Source organism: Streptomyces sp. NBC_01471, assembly GCF_041438865.1.
Lineage (GTDB): Bacteria > Actinomycetota > Actinomycetes > Streptomycetales > Streptomycetaceae > Streptomyces.
This window is the reverse complement of sequence record NZ_CP109450.1, coordinates 769757-787057: the sequence shown is the minus strand read 5'-3', so window position 1 is coordinate 787057 and position 17301 is coordinate 769757. Positions and strand designations below refer to the sequence as shown.

Sequence of the window (17301 nt, the reverse complement as noted above, 5' to 3'; positions counted from 1 at the left end):
AGATGTCCATGCTCGGCTGGCTCGACCGCTCCGGCGACCAACTCGCCTTCTACGTACGGGCGCTCATCTGGATCCCGCGCACCCTGCGCCGCTACATCAGAGAGGTCCAGCGGCTGCTCGCCGAGGTCGCCTTCGGCAGCGGCGGCCTCGGGGTCATCGGCGGCACCATCGGCGTGATGGTCGGCATGACCCTGTTCACGGGGACGGTCGTCGGCCTCCAGGGGTACGCCGCGCTCAACCAGATCGGCACCGCCGCCTTCACCGGGTTCATCTCCGCGTACTTCAACACCCGCGAGATAGCCCCACTGGTCGCCGGACTCGCCCTCTCGGCGACCGTCGGAGCGGGTTTCACCGCCCAGCTCGGCGCGATGCGCATCAACGAGGAGGTGGACGCCCTCGAAGCGATGGGGGTGCGCTCCATGCCGTACCTCGTGACCACCCGGATCATCGCGGGTGTCGTCGCGATCATTCCGCTGTACGCCATGGGGCTGCTCAGCTCGTACGTCGCGTCCCGGCTGGTGACCGTCCTCTTCAAGGGGCAGTCGTCCGGCACCTACGACCACTACTTCAACTTGTTCCTCTCCCCGGACGACGTGCTGCTCTCGGTGCTCAAGGTGCTGATCTTCAGCGTGCTGGTGATCCTCGCCCACTGCTACTACGGCTTCCGCGCCACCGGCGGCCCCGCCGGGGTCGGGGTGGCGGTCGGCCGGTCGGTGCGCAACGCCATCGTGCTCATCAGCGTCACCGACTTCTTCCTCTCCCTCGCCATCTGGGGTGCCACGACGACCGTGAAGGTGGCGGGATGAGCGCGCGGACAGTACGGCGCAGGCTCGCCGGTGTCGTCTTCATCGTGGTCCCCGCACTGCTGATCTGGCTGTCGATCGCCGTGTACCGCAAGGACTTCACGGACTCGGCGACGGTGCGGGTGGACGCGGACACCGTCGGCAGCGAGATGCACCTCAACGCCGACGTGAAGCTGCGCGGTGTCGTCATCGGGCAGGTGCGCGGCATCAGTTCGGACGGCGGCGGTGCCCGGCTGACCCTCGCCATCCAGCCGGACAAGCTGGGCCAGGTCCCCTCCGACGTCACCGCGCAGATGCTGCCGACGACCCTCTTCGGTGAGCGGTACGTCGCCCTCGTACCCCCGGCCCACGCGTCCACCCGCGCACTGAAGGCGGGCGACACCATCCCGCAGGACCGCTCGCGCAACGCCATCGAGCTGGAGCAGGTGCTCGACCACGTACTGCCGCTGCTCACCGCGGTCGAGCCGCAGAAGCTCTCCGCCACACTGACCGCCGTCTCGCAGGCCCTGAGCGGGCGGGGCCAACAGCTCGGCGACACGTTCGTCGCCCTCGACACGTACCTGAAGAAGCTCAACCCGCACCTCCCGACGCTGAACCGGGACATCGCGGAGCTGGTCAAGGTCACCAAGGTCTACTCGGACGCGGCGCCCGACATCCTCACCGCGCTCACCGACTTCACCACCACCAGCTCCACCCTCGCCGAGAAGCAGGCCCAACTGGCGGGCCTGTACGGCACGACCACCAGGACCGCCCAGGACATCACGGCCTTCCTCCAGCAGAACAAGGACAACATCATCCGGCTCTCCGCGACCGGCCGGCCGACCCTGGAGCTCCTCGCGAAGTACGCCCCCGAGTTCCCCTGCACCCTGAGCACCCTGGCGGGCTTCGTCCCCGCCATGGACAAGGCGCTCGGCAAGGGCACCGACGAGCCGGGACTGCACGTCAGCCTCGACTCCGTCCCCTCGCTCGGAAAGTACACACCGGGCAAGGACACCCCGTCCTACACGGCGAGCGGCGGGCCGCACTGCTACTCCGTCCCCTACACAGGCAGGACCGTGCCCACCGCCGCCACCGGAGCGAGCAGATCCGGCAGCCTCGGGCTGCCCAACTCGCCCCAGGAGAACGAGCTCGTCAACGAACTGCTGGCCCCCGGCGCGAAGACCTCGGCGCAGTCCCTTCCCGACTGGAGCAGCCTGCTGGCCGGCCCGGTCTTCCGCGGTGCGGAGGTGAAGCTCAAGTGAAGCGCCGCAGCCTGACGGCTCCGCTCGTCAAGTCCCTGGTCTTCGTCCTGGTGACCTCGTTGGCCACCGCGGTCCTCGGGCTGAGCATCGCCAACACGGACGTCGGCGACACCGTCTCCTACCGGGCGCGCTTCACCGACGCCACCGGGCTGATGGAAGGGGACAGCGTACGGATCGCCGGGGTGAAGGTCGGCCAGGTCGAATCCGTGAAGGTCGCCGACCGGCGGCTCGCCGAGGTGCGCTTCGCGGTGGAGAAGGGGCGCACGCTGCCCGCTTCGGTGACCGCGTCGATCAAGTACCTCAACATGGTCGGCCAGCGGTATGTCGACCTGGAACAGGGCACCGGGCCCGTCGGAAGGCTCTTCCCGCCCGGCGACACCATCCAGCTCTCGCACACCACACCGGCCCTGGACCTCACCGAGCTGTTCAACGGGTTCCAGCCGCTCCTCCAGGGGCTGGCGCCGGCCGAGATGAACCAGCTGGCCAACTCCATCGTGCAGGTGCTCCAGGGCGAGGGCGGCACCGTCGACAGCCTGCTGCAGCACGTCGGATCGCTGACCACCACGGTCGCGGCCAAGGACAAGGTCATCGGCCAGGTCATCAAGAACCTCAACACGGTACTGACGACGGTCAACGACCGGGAGTCGGACTTCAACGACCTCGTCGTCACCCTCCAGCAGCTCGTCTCCGGCTTCGCCGGGGACCGCAAGCCCCTCGGCGACGCGATCACCGCGATGGGCGCGCTGACGACCTCGACCGCCGGACTCCTCCAGGACGGCCGGGCGCCGCTGAAGAAGGACATCAGCGAACTCGGCCGCGTGTCGAAGCAGTTGGGCGACGCCACCCCGCAGCTTCAGGACTTCCTGCGGAACACACCCGCCAAGATGCAGGCCGTCACCCGGCTCGCCTCCTACGGGTCGTGGCTCAACCTCTATCTCTGCGAGGCCAGGGTGACGGGCGTGACCACATCGGACGGCAGTAAGCCGCCCACCGGCATCCCGGTCACCGAATCGAGGTGCCAGGGATGAACGCGTCCCGCCTGCGGCTCCCGCGGATCAAGCCCGTACGGGAGCGCAACCCGGTTGCCGTGAGCCTCGTCGGGCTGCTGGTGCTCGCACTGATCGGGCTCGCCGCCTACCGGGCCGACTCGCTGCCCTTCATCGGCGGCGGCACCACGTACACCGCCGACTTCAGCGAGTCGGCGGGGCTCAGCCCGGGCGACGAGGTACGGATCGCCGGGGTCAGGGTCGGCCAGGTGAAGGCGGTCGCGCTGGACGGCGCCAAGGTGAAGGTGTCCTTCAAGGTCAAGGGCGCCTGGGTCGGGAACTCCAGTACGGCGGCCATCGCCATCAAGACGCTGCTCGGCGACAAGTACCTGGCACTCGACCCGGTCGGTACGGGACCGCAGGACCCGTCGGCCCGGATCCCGCTGAGCCGCACCACATCCCCGTACGACGTCACGCAGGCGTTCAGCGGGCTCAGCGACACCATCGGCGACCTCGACACCAAACAGCTCGCGAAGAGCTTCGAGACGATCTCGGACACCTTCAAGGACTCGCCCCCCGATGTGAGGAACGCGGCGACCGGCCTCTCCGCGCTGTCGCGGACGGTCTCGCAACGGGACGCCGAACTGGCCAAGCTGCTCAAGGGCAGCAAACAGCTCACCAAGACCCTCTCCGACAAGAACAGCAGCTTCGACGCCCTCCTCAAGGACGGCAATCTGCTGCTCGGCGAGATCCAGAACCGGCGGGACTCCATCCATCTGCTGCTCACCGGGACCACCGACCTGGGCACGGAACTGACCGGTCTGGTCAAGGACAACAACAAGCAGCTGAAGCCGACACTGACGGCACTCGACAAGGTCACGACCGTCCTGCTGAAGAACCGCAAGAGCCTGGACAAGGCGCTGTCACTGGCCGGGCCGTACTACCGGCTCGTCGGCAACACCCTGGGCAACGGCCGCTGGTTCGACAGCTACATCTGCGGGCTCGTCCCGAAGAACTACCTGCCGACGGGCACACCTCCGGCCACCGGATGCATGTCGCCGCGGCAGACCCAGGGGGGCAGCCGATGAACCACACCACCAGGCGGATCGTGGGCATCGGGGCCGGACTCGTGCTGGTCGCGGGCGTGACCACCACCGGTGTCCTCGCCCTCGACAGCGCCGGTGGCCACCGGATCACCGCCTACTTCGACCGGGCCACCGGCCTCTACGCAGGCTCCGACCTGCGGATCCTCGGAGTGAAGGTGGGCAAGGTCGACTCCGTGCGGCCGGACGGCCGGGAGGTGCGGGTGGTGCTCGTCCTCGACCGGGGCGTGAAGGTGCCGGCCGACGCCCGCGCCCTGATCGTCGCGCCGAGCATCGTCGCCGACCGGTACGTCCAGCTGTCACCCGCGTACACCGGCGGCTCGCAGCTCAAGGACCGGGCCACGCTGGCGGCGGCCCGCAACGCCACCCCCGTCGAGGTCGACCAGCTGTACGCGAGCGTCACCCGGCTCGCCACCGCGCTCGGGCCGAAGGGCGCCAACTCCCAGGGCGCGCTGGACGATCTGCTGAAGACCGGCGCGGCCAACCTGGACGGCAACGGCAAGGCGATCGGCGACTCGATCGAGCAGTTCGGCAAGGCGGCCAAGACGCTCGACAAGAGCAGCGGCAACCTCTTCGACACGCTCGCCTACCTCCAGTCCTTCACCACGATGCTCAAGGGCAACGACGGAAAGGTGCACACCGCGGAGCAGCAGCTGGCCACGGTCTCCGGCTTCCTCGACGACGACAAGGACGATCTCGGCACCGCCCTCAAGGAACTGGGCACCGCGCTCGGCCAGGTGAAGACCTTCATCGAGGAGAACCGCGGCTCCCTCAAGAAGAGCGTCAGCCAGCTGCGGCCGATCACCGACACGCTGGTCAAACAGCGGGCCTCGCTCGCCGAGATGCTGGACGACGCACCGCTCGCGGCCGGCAACCTGCTCAACGCCTACGACCCCGTGCACCGCACCATCGACGGCCGGGGCAACCTCAACGAGATCAGCATGAACGGCCAACTCGGTTCGGCGGGCGCCGCATCGACGGCCGGGCCGGGGGCCGGAACCGCCGGCGGCGTCCCGGCCGGCGCCGGGCTCGACGGCCTGGTCCCCGTACAGCCGTCCCAGCAGAAGTCGCTGCCCGCGCTGCCGCTTCCGGCGGTCGGTGACGTGTACGGCCCCCCGTCGAAGCCGGCCGCGAAGCCCACGGCACAGAAGGGGGCCGCCCGGTGACCCGGACCACTGCTTCCCGCTCCTCCCGCACGTCCCGCTCCTCCCGTACGGGCATCGCGGCCGCGGTCGCCCTGGCCGTCGGCTGCACCGTCACCCTCGGTGGCTGCGCCGCGCCGTCGTTCTCCGGCATCGAGAACCTGCCGCTGCCGGGCGGAGCCGACCTCGGCCCGCACCCGTACGAGATCACCGCGGACTTCGGCGATGTGCTGAACCTGGTCCCGCAGGCCGCGGTCAAGGTGAACGACGTGGCCGTCGGCCGGGTCTCGAAGATCACGCTCTCGCCGGGGAACTGGTCGGCGCGGGTCACCATGCGCGTCAACGGCAAGGTGCGCCTGCCGCGCAACGCCTACGCGCACCTCGAACAGTCCAGTCTGCTCGGCGAGAAGTTCATCCAGCTCACCGCGCCCGACAAGGGTGCGGACGCCGCCCCGCTCACCGACGGCCAGACGATCCCGATCTCGCGCACCAACCGCAACCCGGAGGTCGAGGAGGTCTTCGGTGCGCTCTCCCTGCTGCTGAACGGCGGAGGCGTCCAGCAGCTCAAGACGATCAGCACCGAACTCAACAAGACCCTGGGCGGCCGGGAGCCGCAGATCCGCTCCACGCTCCAGTCCGTCAACACTCTGGTGACCAGCCTGGACGGGCACAAGAGCGACATCACGGACGCGCTCGACGGCGTCAACCGGCTCTCCGCGACGCTCGCCACCCGCAAACAGGAGATCGGCAAGGCGCTCACCGGACTCAGCCCCGGGCTGAAGGTCCTGGAGAAGCAGCGCGGCTCCCTGCTCACCATGCTCAAGGCGCTCGACACCCTCTCCGGGGTCGCCGTCGACACCGTGAACAAGAGCAAGGCCGACATGGTCGCCGACCTCAAGGCCCTCGCACCGACGCTCCAGCAGCTCGCCGACTCCGGCAAGGACCTGCCCGACTCGCTGCAGGTGCTCTTCACCTACCCCTTCACCGACGAGGTGCTGCGCGGTGTGAAGGGCGACTACCTCAATGTCTATCTGGATGTGACCGCCGTGCCGGGGACACAGATCATTCCGCCGATCACCCTCAGCGGGGGAGGGGCCCAGACAGGGGGCGCCACAGCGCAGCAGAAGCCCGGAGCCGCCGGTGCTCCACCACTGCCGCTGCCCTCACTCACCGCCCCGTCCACGGAAGGCGGCCACTGATGGTCACCAGGGCCACCCGGCTGAAGAACATCGCCTTCCTGCTGATCGCGGTGCTCGTCCTCGGCTACCTCGGCGCCCGCTACGCCGACCTCGGGCATCTGGTCGGGCTGCGCGGCTACTACGTGGTGAAGGTCGAACTCCCGGAGACCGGAGGGCTGTTCACCCACGCCAACGTCACCTACCGGGGTGTCTCGGTGGGCCGGGTCGGCCCGATCCGGCTGACCGCCAACGGCGTGGAGGCCGACCTGCGGATCAGCGATTCGGCGCCCGCCATCCCCGCCGACCTCAAAGCGGTCGTCGCCAACCTGTCGGCGGTCGGCGAGGAGTACATCGATCTGCGTCCGGTCGCCACGGGCAGCCCGTACCTGGCGGACGGCTCCCGGATCGCCCGGTCCGACGCGAGTGTCCCGGCCCCGGTGACCAACGTCCTCACCAGCGTCAACGACCTGACGTCGTCGGTGGATCTGGACGCGCTGCGCACGGTCGTGGACGAGTTCGGCACCGCACTCGACGGGCGCGGCGAGGACCTCCAGGTCCTGATGGACAGCAGCACCGACTTCCTCAAGGCCGCGGACAAGGCCCTGCCCACCGACACCAAACTGATGACCGACGGCGAGACCGTGCTCCGTACCCAGACGCAGGAGGGCGAGGCGCTGAAGTCCTTCGCCAGGGGTGCCAGGGGCCTGGCCGGACAGCTGGTGGACTCCGACACCGATCTGCGCGCGCTCATCGCGGCCACACCGGAGGCCGCGACGCAGGTCAGCGGACTGCTCAGAGACCTGAACCCCGATCTGAGCGTGGTCCTCGCCAATCTGCTGACGACCTCCGACGTAGCGGTCACCCGGCAGCGCGGCACGGAGGAACTGCTGGTGAAACTGCCGGCGGTGGCCGCGGCGGGGTCGACCGCGATCAATGCCAAGGGAGCACGCTTCGGGATGGCCGTCACCTTCTTCTCGCCGCTGCCGTGCACCGCCGGGTACGGGGGGACGACGTACCGCAACGGCCTGGACACCAGCGCCACTTCGGAGCTCAACACCGCAGCGCGCTGCACGTCGCCGCCCAGTACCGGCAAGGAGGTGCGCGGGTCCGCGAACGCACCGCGCGGCGGTCCGGTTCCGGCGCCCGCCAAGCCGGGATCCCTGCTCCTGGGGACCGACGCGGGTGGGTCCGGTTCGCTCCCCGGCGCGCTGGGGACACCCGCGCTGCCCGCCGGGGGCCCCACCGATCTGGGCGGCCTGCTCGGGCTGGGAGGCGGCGCGTGACCACGCGTACCAAGGTGCTGAGCGGGCTGGCCGTCGCGGTGGCCGTCCTCTTCTGCGCCGTCTCAGGGTGGGTGTACTGGCAGGCGCACCAGGACGGTTCGCTGAGGTACGCGGCGTCCCGGGACGCCGCGCTGGCGGCCGGGCGCGAACGGGTCGCCGAGCTCAACACCCTCGACGTGAAGGACACCGACAGCGGGCTGAAGCAGTGGCTCGACGCCTCGTCCGGCGCGCTCCACGACAAGCTGGCGGCCACCCGCGCCACCGATCGCACCACGCTCACCAAGGCCGGGACCTCCGCGCGCGGCACCGTCACCGGCGCAGCGCTCACCGCGCTCGACGACCGGGCGGGCACAGCTTCGCTGATCGCCACCGTCGACGTCGCCGTCACCCCCAGGGGCGGTACGGCCACCACCGACCGCAAACGCTTCACGGCCACGCTCGCCCGCACCCCGGACGGCTGGAAAGTCACCGCACTCAGCGCAGTGCCGGTCGGTAAGGAGGGCGCGTGAGCAGCACCGTCGAGGACATCGGGGTCGACGCCCCGGACGAGGAGACGCCCGCGGCGGGCGGGCGCGGCCACCGCAGGGCCCTGATCGCGGCGGGCCTGGCCGTTCTGCTGCTGGTGCTCGGCGGGTCCGGGATGCTCTTCCGGGCGCACCAGCTGAGGAGCACCCCGGCCGCCGGAAACCGCGCCCTCACCGACACGGAGGCGACCTCGCAGGTCACCGGCGACGTCAGCGACACGCTCGGCAAGGTCCTCTCCTACACACCGCAGGCCACCGACGTCACGGCGCAGTCGGCGCGCGAACTGCTCGCCGGGAAGGCCGCGAAGCAGTACGCGGAGCTCTTCGGCCAGGTCGGGAAGCGCGCGAAGGAGCAGAAGCTGACGCTCACCACCCAGGTGGTACGGGCCGGAGTCACCCGGCTGACCGGCAGCGAGGCGCGGCTGCTGGTCTTCCTCGACCAGACCGCACAGCGCAAGGGCAGACCGGCCGGGGCGGTGGCCGCGCAGCTTTCGGTGACCGCCGAACTCCGCGGCGGCAACTGGCTGATCACCGACATCACGGCCCGCTGAGGGAGACGTACATGCTGAGGACGCTCAGGACGGCAAGGAACCCGCTGACGGTCGTGGCGCTCGCGCTGACGCTGCTGGCAGCGGGGGCGGCGGGCTGGGGAGGGTGGTCCTGGTACGCGGCCGCGCACGACGACTCCGCCGTGTACGCACGGTCGCGGGACCGGGTACTGGCCGCGGGGGAGCAGGCCGTACAGAACATGAACACGCTGGACCACCGGAAGCTGACGGCCGGGCTCGACGCGTGGGAGGCGTCGACCACGGGAGATCTGCACAAGCAACTCACCGACGGAAGGCCCGAGTTCGAGAAGCAGATCAAACAGGCGCAGACGGTCTCCACGGCGAAGGTGCTCTCCGGCGCGGTCACCGAACTGGACGACCGGGCGGGCAGGGCGAGCGTGATGGTGGCGCTGCGGATCACGGTGACCGCCCCGAAGGGCAAGCCGGCCGAGAAGGAGAGCCGACTGCTCGGTGAACTCACGCGTACGTCCGGGGGCTGGAAGCTCAGCGCCCTGGGCCAGGCGCCCGTCGGCAACACCGCCGGCTGACCAGGAGAGGAGCTGAGGACGACATGTCGACCACCCGTCATCTCATCAACCGGCAGCGGCGACTCGCGGCCGTGGCCCCGGTGCGCGTCAGGCCGCGGGGGACGGAGGACCCGCCACCGGAGCGGGCGGAGCCCGGGCCGCCCGGGGAGCGGGGACCGGGCACGCCCGATGCGCCTGGCAGCTCCGACGCGCCTGGCCCCGGCACGGACGAAGCCGAACCCGATGAGGCGGGGTCTCCGGAGCCCGATGCCGGCAGCGTGTCCGGGGGAACCGTGCCCGGGAAGGCCGAGTCCGGGAAGGCCGCGTCCGGGAAAGGCACGTCCGGGAAGGCCGGGGCGGCGCGCCCGTCGCTCCGTGCATGGGTGCGGCTGCCCGTGGTGCTGGCCGTCCTCACGGTGCTGCTCGGCGGGTTCGCCGCCTACGCGGGGACGCGGGCCTCCGCCCTGCACGACGACGCCGCGACCAGCAACGGCGCACTGACCGACGTGGCCCGTACGACCGAGGTGAAGGGGCAGGTCACCAGCGCCGTCAACGCCCTCTTCTCGTACGACTACACCAGCACGGCCAAGGCCGACCGGGCCGCTGCGGCCCTCCTCACCGGCAAGGCCGTCAAGCAGCACAAGGACATGCTGGCGGCGGTACGCGCGCAGGCCGCCAAGCAGAAGCTCGTGCTGACCACCACCGTCACCGAGAGCGGCGTGGAGCTGATCGACGGCGACCGCGCCCGGGTGCTCCTCTACGCGGACCAGAGCAACACCGACACGGCGGCCAAGAAGGACCGGACGACCTACGCGGCGGCGATGTTCGCCGTCGACGCGGTGCGCGGCGGCGGCAAGTGGCGGATCTCGGACATCGACACGTTCACCCGATGACCCGGCGCAGTGCGATCAGTTGGCCGGTCGGCCGAGCGGCCGGCCGGCGGATTCCGGAATTCCGATGAGGGAGCGGCGTATGAGGCACGTGCGGCGGATGCGGCGGGGACTGGGGGGCAGCGCGGTGGCCGCCGTGGCCATGGCCGCGCTGACCGCCTCGCAGGCGCCCGGACTCGTGCACCATCAGCTGCCCCAGCCGAGGAGATCATCCGTACCGGCGGGTGAGACCACCGCGCGGGTCGACGGCCCCACCGACAACTCGTTCCACACCGAGATCCCGCCGCTGATCACTCCGCCTCCACCGGGCAATCCGGTCGACGCCACGGGCGCGGGACAGGTGTACGAACAGTCGGGGATCCCGGCGACCGTGCTGGCCGCCTACCGGTCCGCCGAGGCACAGCTGCGCCGCAGCGACCGCGCCTGCGGGCTGCCCTGGCAACTGCTCGCGGCCATCGGCAAGGTCGAATCGGGGCAGGCGCGGGGCGGGGCGGTCGACACGCACGGCACCACGCTCGCGCCGATCCTCGGCCCGGTGCTCAACGGCTCGGGCTTCGCGCACATCCCCGACACCGACCACGGCGCGTACGACGGGGACGCGACGTACGACCGGGCGGTGGGCCCGATGCAGTTCATCCCGTCCACGTGGGCGACCTGGGGGCAGGACGGGAACCACGACGGCAAGAAGGACCCCGAGAACGTCTTCGACGCCGCGCTCGCCGCCGGACACTACCTCTGCGCGGGAGGCCGTGATCTTCGCAGCAGCGGCGGTCTGGACAGCGCGGTCCTCAGCTACAACCACTCCGACGCCTACCTGCGGCTCGTGCTGTCCTGGCTCTCCTTCTACCGCAACGGGACGCACGAGGTCCCGGACGGCGAGGGGGTCCTGCCGGAGAGTCCGGGTGCGGGCGGCGCGTCCGACAGCAGCGGGACGCCGTCCGGCACAGGGCACGGGCACAAGGGACCGGGGCACGGCGGAAAGGGGGGACACGGCGGCGGAATCGTCATCGGACCGCAGCCCTCCCACACCCCGTCCGCCGGCCCGTCCCCGAGCCCGTCCGGCGGCGGCACACCGACCCCACCGGGCAGTTCACCGAGCGCCCCGGGGGATCCGGGCGGTACCGGCTCGCCCTCGTCCGGCCCCACATCGGGGCCGCCGGACACCTCGTCGCCCGATCCCGGCAGCGGTGGCAGCACACCCCCGGACTGCCCGTCGCCCTCACCGTCCCCCTCCGGTGCGCCCACGCCGGACCCGAGCCCGTCGGGCACGCCAGGCGACGGCTGCGCCTCGGCCCCCGCGGATCCGGGTACGCCGTCCTGACTGTGCCGATCTGTAGGAGGCGGCGAGCGCGGATGCTCCACATTGTCCGGTCACGCGGGCCGGGTATTCCGTGAGGCTGGTACGCATGCTGCGCAACTACATCAACGGTGAGTTCAAGGAGGCGGCCGACGGCCGCACTCTCGACGTGATCGACCCCTGTACGGGAGAGGTGTACGAGACCTCCGCGCTGTCGGGGGCCGCCGATGTCGACGCCGCCATGGAGGCCGCGGCCGCCGCGTTCCCCGCGTGGCGCGACGCGACCCCCGGCGCCCGGCAGAAGGTGCTGCTGCGGGTCGCGGACGTCTTCGAGGAGCGGGCGGCCGACCTGATCGCGGCCGAGGCGCGCGACACGGGCAAGCCGCTCGCACAGCTGACCGACGACGAGATCCCGCCGGTGGTGGACCAGATCCGCTTCTTCGCGGGCGCGGCCCGGCTGCTGGAGGGCCGGTCGGCCGGTGAGTACATGGAGGGGCTGACCTCGATCGTCCGGCGGGAGCCGGTCGGCGTCGTGGCCCAGGTCGCGCCGTGGAACTACCCGCTGATGATGGCTGTCTGGAAGTTCGCTCCGGCCCTCGCGGCCGGCAACACGGTCGTCATCAAGCCGTCCGACACGACCCCCGCCTCGACCGTCCTGGTCGCGGAGATCATCGGCGGTGTGCTGGCCGAACTCGGCCACAGCGAAGGCGTGTTCAACGTCATCTGCGGAGACCGCGAGACCGGCCGGCTGATGGTCGAGCACGCCACCCCGGCGATGGCCGCGATCACCGGCTCGGTGCGGGCGGGCATGCAGGTCGCCGCTTCGGCGGCCAAGGACGTCAAGCGGGTCCACCTGGAGCTGGGCGGCAAGGCGCCGGTCGTCGTCTTCGGCGACCTCGACGGCGAAGCCCTCACCAAGGCCGCCGGGGACATCGCCGTGGCCGGTTACTTCAACGCGGGCCAGGACTGCACCGCGGCGACCCGTGTCATCGTGCACGAGTCCGTCCACGACGCCTTCGTCGCGGCGCTCGCCAAGGCCGCGACGGCCACCAGGACCGGTGGCCCGGACGACGCCGAGGCGTTCTTCGGACCGCTGAACAACGCGAACCAGCTGGCCCAGGTGTCCGGTTTCATCGACCGGCTCCCCAGCCATGCCACGGTCGAGGCGGGCGGCCACCGGGTGGGTGACCGTGGGTACTTCTACGCCCCCACGGTCGTCTCCGGACTGCACCAGGACGACGAGATCATCCAGAACGAGGTCTTCGGTCCGGTCATCACCGTCCAGTCGTTCAGCACCGAGGAGCAGGCCGTGGCCTACGCCAACGGCGTCGACTTCGCCCTCGCCTCATCGGTGTGGACCAAGGACCACCAGCGGGCGATGCGGATGTCCAGGAGCCTGGACTTCGGCTGCGTGTGGATCAACAACCACGGTGCGCTCGCGGCGGAGATGCCGCACGGCGGGTTCAAGCTCTCCGGTTACGGCAAGGACCTCTCGGCGTACGGATTCGAGGACTACACGCGCATCAAGCACGTCATGACCGCGCTCTGACAGCCGACGGTCCCACGCGACACCGGTGAAGGCCCGCAGAGATGCGGGCCTTCACCGTCCCGGGGGCGGATCACGTACGCCATTGGGGTCGCCCGGCTACCCGCCCGGCCGTACCCGGAGGGCCGTGGCGAGCCGGATTGTCGGTGCCCGGTGCAAGACTCGGAAACGCAGGTCGACGGGGGACCCCAACCGAGGAGCGCACCATGCTGAGCATTCCGTTTGCCGCAGGCTCACCCAACTGGATCGATCTCGCGACCCCCGACCAGGAGGGGGCCACCGCCTTCTACGGCGCGCTGTTCGGCTGGGAGTTCCGGTCGGCGGGCCCCGACTTCGGTGGCTACGGCATGTATGTCCTGGACGGGAAGACGGTCGGCGGGGTGATGCAGGGGATGGACGGGCAGGCGGGCAAGGCGTCCTGGTCCGTCTACTTCCGTACGGCGGACGCGGAGGCGACCGCGCGGGCCGTCGGGGCGGCGGGCGGCGGATCGCTGTTCGGCCCGCACGACGTGGCCACGCTGGGCCGCATGTCCGGGTTCACGGACACGACAGGTGCGGCCTTCTCGACCTGGGAGCCGGGGGAGCACCAGGGCATGGACGTGGTGAACGATCCGGGCACGCTCTGCTGGACCGAGCTGTACACCACGGACGTCCCCGCCGCCGCTGCGTTCTACCGCGCGGTGTTCGGCTGGGAGACCAACTCCGCGCCGTACCCGGGGGGTACGTACACGATGGCGGCCCCGGAGGGGCGCGGCCCGGAGGCCAACATCGGGGGCTTCGTCGAGACCGGGGCGGCGGACGCGGGCCACTGGCTGCCGTACTTCGAGGTGTCCGACACCGACGCGGCGGTGGCATCGGCGCGGCGGCTGGGCGGCTCGGTCGTCATGGAGCCGGTCGATCTGCCGGGGGTGGGCCGGATCGCCAAGGCGACCGACCCCTACGGAGCACAGTTCGCGCTGATCAAGGGGGAGTCCGCCGCCGCGTGAGGCGTGAGACCCGAGGCCGGGGTGCTCGTTCATCGTTTGTTGAACGGACATTGATCGCCGCCGGGCACTGTGTCCGTCATGTCGATCACCACCAGCAACGCCCCTGAGCTCGCCTGGCAGGAGCGGGCCCTGTGCGCCCAGACGGGTCCGGAGTTCTTCTTTCCCGACCCCGGAAGCTCCACCCGTGAGGCCAAGCGCCTCTGCGGCATCTGCGAGGAGCGAGTGGCCTGCCTGGAGTACGCCCTCGACCACGACGAACGGTTCGGGGTCTGGGGAGGACTCTCCGAGAAGGAGCGGTACGGCCTGAGACGCGCCGCGAGCTGACGCCGGCCCGCACGGTGCGGGCGGGGGGCCCGCACGGAGGGCGCCCCCGCCCCGGCCGGAGGCCGCCGAGCGGTACCGGCCGGGGCGGGGGCGGGCGTTGACGGGGCCGAGCAGGCGCTGGGGCTGCTCGGTCTACGACGCTGCGGCGCGGGCGGCCAGCCGGGACTTGCGGGCCGCGAGCTTCGCGTCGAACTTGGCGGCCTCGGCATCCAGACCGCCCATGTACATGCCCAGCTCCTCCTGCGCCTTCAGTCCCTCCGGGCCGAGCCCGTCGATGTCCAGGACCTTCAGATAGCGCAGTACGGGCTGGAGCACGTCGTCGTGGTGGATCCGCATGTTGTAGATCTCACCGATGGCCATCTGCGCGGCGGCCCGCTCGAAGCCGGGCATGCCGTGTCCGGGCATCCGGAAGTCGACGACGACGTCGCGCACCGACTGCATGGTGAGATCCGGGGCGATCTCGAAGGCCGCGCCCAGCAGATTGCGGTAGAAGACCATGTGCAGGTTCTCGTCGGTCGCGATCCGCGCCAGCATCCGGTCGCAGACCGGGTCGCCCGACTGGTGGCCGGTGTTGCGGTGCGAGACCCGGGTGGCGAGCTCCTGGAACGCGACGTACGCGACCGAGTGCAGCATCGAGTGCCGGTTGTCGGACTCGAAGCCCTCCGACATGTGCGCCATCCGGAACTGCTCCAGCTTGTCCGGGTCGACGGCGCGCGAGGCCAGCAGGTAGTCGCGCATCACGATGCCGTGCCGGCCCTCCTCCGCGGTCCACCGGTGCACCCAGGTGCCCCAGGCGCCGTCGCGCCCGAAGAGTGAGGCGATCTCGTGGTGGTAGCTGGGGAGGTTGTCCTCGGTCAGCAGGTTGACCACGAGAGCGGTCCTGCCGATGTCCGTGACCTTGGACTGCTCGGGCTCCCACGCCTTCCCGTCCTCGAAGAAGCCGGGAAAGTTGCGGCCGTCGGAGAACGGCACGTACTCGTGGGGCATCCAGTCCTTGGCCACGGAGAGATGGCGGTTGAGTTCCTTCTCCACCACCTCCTCCAGCGCATACAGCAGCCGGGCGTCTGTCCACGCGTCCGTACTGCCGAGGTGGGGAGAGGTGATCGTCACGGGGGCTCCTGGGGACGGGAGTGGTTACCTACGGATTCGTAGGTTACGTATCCGTAGGTTAAGGCGGCAGTAAGCCTCAGCCAACCCCCACTTCCGATATGTGCCGTTACAGGCTGTTATGCCTCCAGGTCGGGAGCCGATACGGAGAGCCACATCACGCCTCGGCCCCGGGCTATTCGCTCCCGCCCAGTGTGAGCCACCGGGTGATGCCGACCGATTCCAGGAACGGCAGGTCGTGGCTGGCCACGATCAGCGCCCCCTCGTAGGACTCCAGCGCGGCCGTCAGCCGGCGCACGCTCGCCATGTCCAGATTGTTGGTCGGCTCGTCCAGCATCAGCAGTTGCGGGGCGGGCTCGGCCAGCAGCAGCGCGGCGAGCGCCGCCCGGAACCGTTCACCGCCCGAGAGCGTCCCGGCCGGCTGGTCGGCCCGCGCCCCTTTGAAGAGGAACCGGGCGAGCCGTGCCCGGATCAGGTTGTTGCCGGCGTCCGGGGCGTTGCGCGCCACGTTCTCCACGACACTCAGCCCGTCGTCGAGTACGTCGAGCCGCTGCGGCAGGAACCGGAGCGGCACATGGGCCGTCGCCTCCCCGGAGACCGGCTCCAGCTGGCCCGCGATGGTCCGCAGCAGCGTGGTCTTCCCTGATCCGTTGCGCCCGACCAGGGCGATCCGCTCGGGTCCGTGTGCGCTGAAGTCGCCCTCGACGCCGCTCCCGTAAGGCAGTTGGAGATTCCGCAGGGTGAGCACGCTCCGGCCGGGGTGCACCTTGGTGTGCGGCAGCTCGATGCGGATCTCGTCGTCCTCCCGCACCGCGTCCGCCGCCTCGCTGAGCCGCTCCTTCGCGTCGTCCAGCCGCTCGGTGTGCATGATGCGGTGCTTGCCCGCCGACTCCTGCGCCGCGCGCTTCCGCGCGCCCATCACGATCTTGGGCTCACGCTTCTGCTCCATCATCTTCTGTCCGTACCGCTTGCGGCCCGCCAGTTTGACCTGGGCATCGGCCAGTTCGCGCTTCTGCTTCTGCACATCGGCCTCCGCGACCCGCAGCATGCGCTCGGCCGCTTCCTGTTCCACGGCGAGTGCCTCCTCGTACGCGGACAGGGCTCCGCCGTACCAGTGGACCTCGCCGTCCCGCAGGTCGGCGATCTGGTCGACACGCTCCAGGAGTTCACGGTCGTGACTGACCACGACCATCACGCCCGGCCAGGCGTCGACCGCCGCGTACAGCCGCTGCCTGGCATGCCGGTCGAGGTTGTTGGTCGGCTCGTCGAGCAGCAGCACGTCGGGCCTGCGCAGCAGCAGCGCGGCGAGCCTCAACAGGACGGACTCGCCGCCCGACACCTCGCCGATGGTCCGGTCGAGGCCGATCGATCCGAGTCCGAGCTGGCCGAGTACCGCGTGGGCGCGCTCCTCCACGTCCCAGTCGTCGCCGACCGCCGTGAAGTGCTCCTCGCTCGCGTCACCCGCCTCGATGGCGTGCAGCGCGGCACGCTGCACGTCGATGCCCAGTGCCTGGTCCACGCGCAGCGCGGTGTCGAGCACGAGATTCTGCGGGAGGTGGCCGATGTCGCCCGTGACACGGACGGTTCCCCCGCCCGGGGTCAGCTCACCGGCGATCAGCCGGAGCAGGGTCGACTTCCCCGAACCGTTGAGGCCGATGAGGCCCGTCCGGCCGGGGCCGACGGCGAGCTGGAACCGGTCGAGGACCGAGGTTCCGTCCGGCCAGGAGAAGGAGAGCGCGGTGCACGAGATGTGGGTGGACGCATGGGTTGACATACGGGTCTCCCGGTTGCTGCGGAAAAGGGCGGGGGCAACGGG

General features: G+C 70.5%; 17 protein-coding genes. 15 read left to right on the top strand and 2 right to left on the bottom strand.

The window, feature by feature from the left end:
* Positions 1-2 precede the first annotated feature (2 nt).
* The 15 genes from OG285_RS03415 (at position 3) to OG285_RS03345 (ending at position 14378) form a co-directional block, all read left to right on the top strand.
* On the top strand, positions 3-806 hold the full coding sequence (locus OG285_RS03415) for an ABC transporter permease (protein WP_356834328.1): 804 nt from the start codon (positions 3-5) through the stop codon (positions 804-806).
* Positions 803-2044, top strand: coding sequence for an MCE family protein (locus tag OG285_RS03410; RefSeq protein WP_356834326.1), 1242 nt, complete (start codon positions 803-805; stop codon positions 2042-2044). Before OG285_RS03415 ends, OG285_RS03410 begins: the two co-directional genes overlap by 4 nt.
* Positions 2041-3072 (top strand): MCE family protein, encoded by a 1032-nt coding sequence (locus tag OG285_RS03405; protein ID WP_371790121.1) that lies wholly within the window; start codon positions 2041-2043, stop codon positions 3070-3072. The genes OG285_RS03410 and OG285_RS03405 overlap by 4 nt, the downstream gene beginning before the upstream one ends.
* On the top strand, positions 3069-4118 hold the full coding sequence (locus tag OG285_RS03400; RefSeq protein ID WP_371790120.1) for an MCE family protein: 1050 nt from the start codon (positions 3069-3071) through the stop codon (positions 4116-4118). The genes OG285_RS03405 and OG285_RS03400 overlap by 4 nt, the downstream gene beginning before the upstream one ends.
* Positions 4115-5299 (top strand): MCE family protein, encoded by a 1185-nt coding sequence (locus OG285_RS03395; protein ID WP_371790119.1) that lies wholly within the window; start codon positions 4115-4117, stop codon positions 5297-5299. The genes OG285_RS03400 and OG285_RS03395 overlap by 4 nt, the downstream gene beginning before the upstream one ends.
* A complete protein-coding gene (locus tag OG285_RS03390; RefSeq protein ID WP_371790118.1) occupies positions 5296-6474 on the top strand; it encodes an MCE family protein in 1179 nt (392 codons plus the stop codon). The genes OG285_RS03395 and OG285_RS03390 overlap by 4 nt, the downstream gene beginning before the upstream one ends.
* Positions 6474-7736: an MlaD family protein gene (locus OG285_RS03385; protein WP_356834317.1), complete on the top strand. Its 1263-nt coding sequence runs from the start codon at positions 6474-6476 to the stop codon at positions 7734-7736. Before OG285_RS03390 ends, OG285_RS03385 begins: the two co-directional genes overlap by 1 nt.
* Positions 7733-8245, top strand: a complete 513-nt coding sequence (locus OG285_RS03380; protein ID WP_356834315.1) for a hypothetical protein — start codon at positions 7733-7735, stop codon at positions 8243-8245. The genes OG285_RS03385 and OG285_RS03380 overlap by 4 nt, the downstream gene beginning before the upstream one ends.
* Positions 8242-8811, top strand: a complete 570-nt coding sequence (locus OG285_RS03375; RefSeq protein WP_371790117.1) for a hypothetical protein — start codon at positions 8242-8244, stop codon at positions 8809-8811. The genes OG285_RS03380 and OG285_RS03375 overlap by 4 nt, the downstream gene beginning before the upstream one ends.
* 11 nt (positions 8812-8822) lie before the next feature.
* Positions 8823-9356: a hypothetical protein gene (locus OG285_RS03370; protein WP_371790116.1), complete on the top strand. Its 534-nt coding sequence runs from the start codon at positions 8823-8825 to the stop codon at positions 9354-9356.
* Positions 9357-9379: 23 nt separating this feature from the next.
* The gene (locus OG285_RS03365) at positions 9380-10228 is read left to right on the top strand and encodes a hypothetical protein (RefSeq protein ID WP_371790115.1); all 849 of its coding nucleotides are present in this window, start codon (positions 9380-9382) and stop codon (positions 10226-10228) included.
* Between the two features lie 79 nt (positions 10229-10307).
* A complete protein-coding gene (locus OG285_RS03360) occupies positions 10308-11546 on the top strand; it encodes a lytic transglycosylase domain-containing protein (RefSeq protein WP_371790114.1) in 1239 nt (412 codons plus the stop codon).
* An 85-nt stretch (positions 11547-11631) separates the two neighbouring features.
* Positions 11632-13071 (top strand): aminobutyraldehyde dehydrogenase, encoded by a 1440-nt coding sequence (locus OG285_RS03355; protein WP_371790113.1) that lies wholly within the window; start codon positions 11632-11634, stop codon positions 13069-13071.
* A gap of 203 nt (positions 13072-13274) precedes the next feature.
* Positions 13275-14054 carry a VOC family protein gene (locus OG285_RS03350; protein ID WP_371790112.1) on the top strand — a complete coding sequence of 260 codons (780 nt, stop codon included), beginning with the start codon at positions 13275-13277 and terminating at the stop codon, positions 14052-14054.
* A 78-nt stretch (positions 14055-14132) separates the two neighbouring features.
* The gene (locus tag OG285_RS03345) at positions 14133-14378 is read left to right on the top strand and encodes a WhiB family transcriptional regulator (RefSeq protein WP_356834301.1); all 246 of its coding nucleotides are present in this window, start codon (positions 14133-14135) and stop codon (positions 14376-14378) included.
* Between the two features lie 132 nt (positions 14379-14510).
* On the opposite strand, the gene OG285_RS03340 is transcribed toward OG285_RS03345, so the two are convergent.
* A complete protein-coding gene (locus OG285_RS03340; protein ID WP_356834299.1) occupies positions 14511-15488 on the bottom strand; it encodes an acyl-ACP desaturase in 978 nt (325 codons plus the stop codon).
* A gap of 172 nt (positions 15489-15660) precedes the next feature.
* Positions 15661-17259 carry an ABC-F family ATP-binding cassette domain-containing protein gene (locus OG285_RS03335; RefSeq protein ID WP_371790111.1) on the bottom strand — a complete coding sequence of 533 codons (1599 nt, stop codon included), beginning with the start codon at positions 17257-17259 and terminating at the stop codon, positions 15661-15663.
* Positions 17260-17301: the final 42 nt, after the last annotated feature.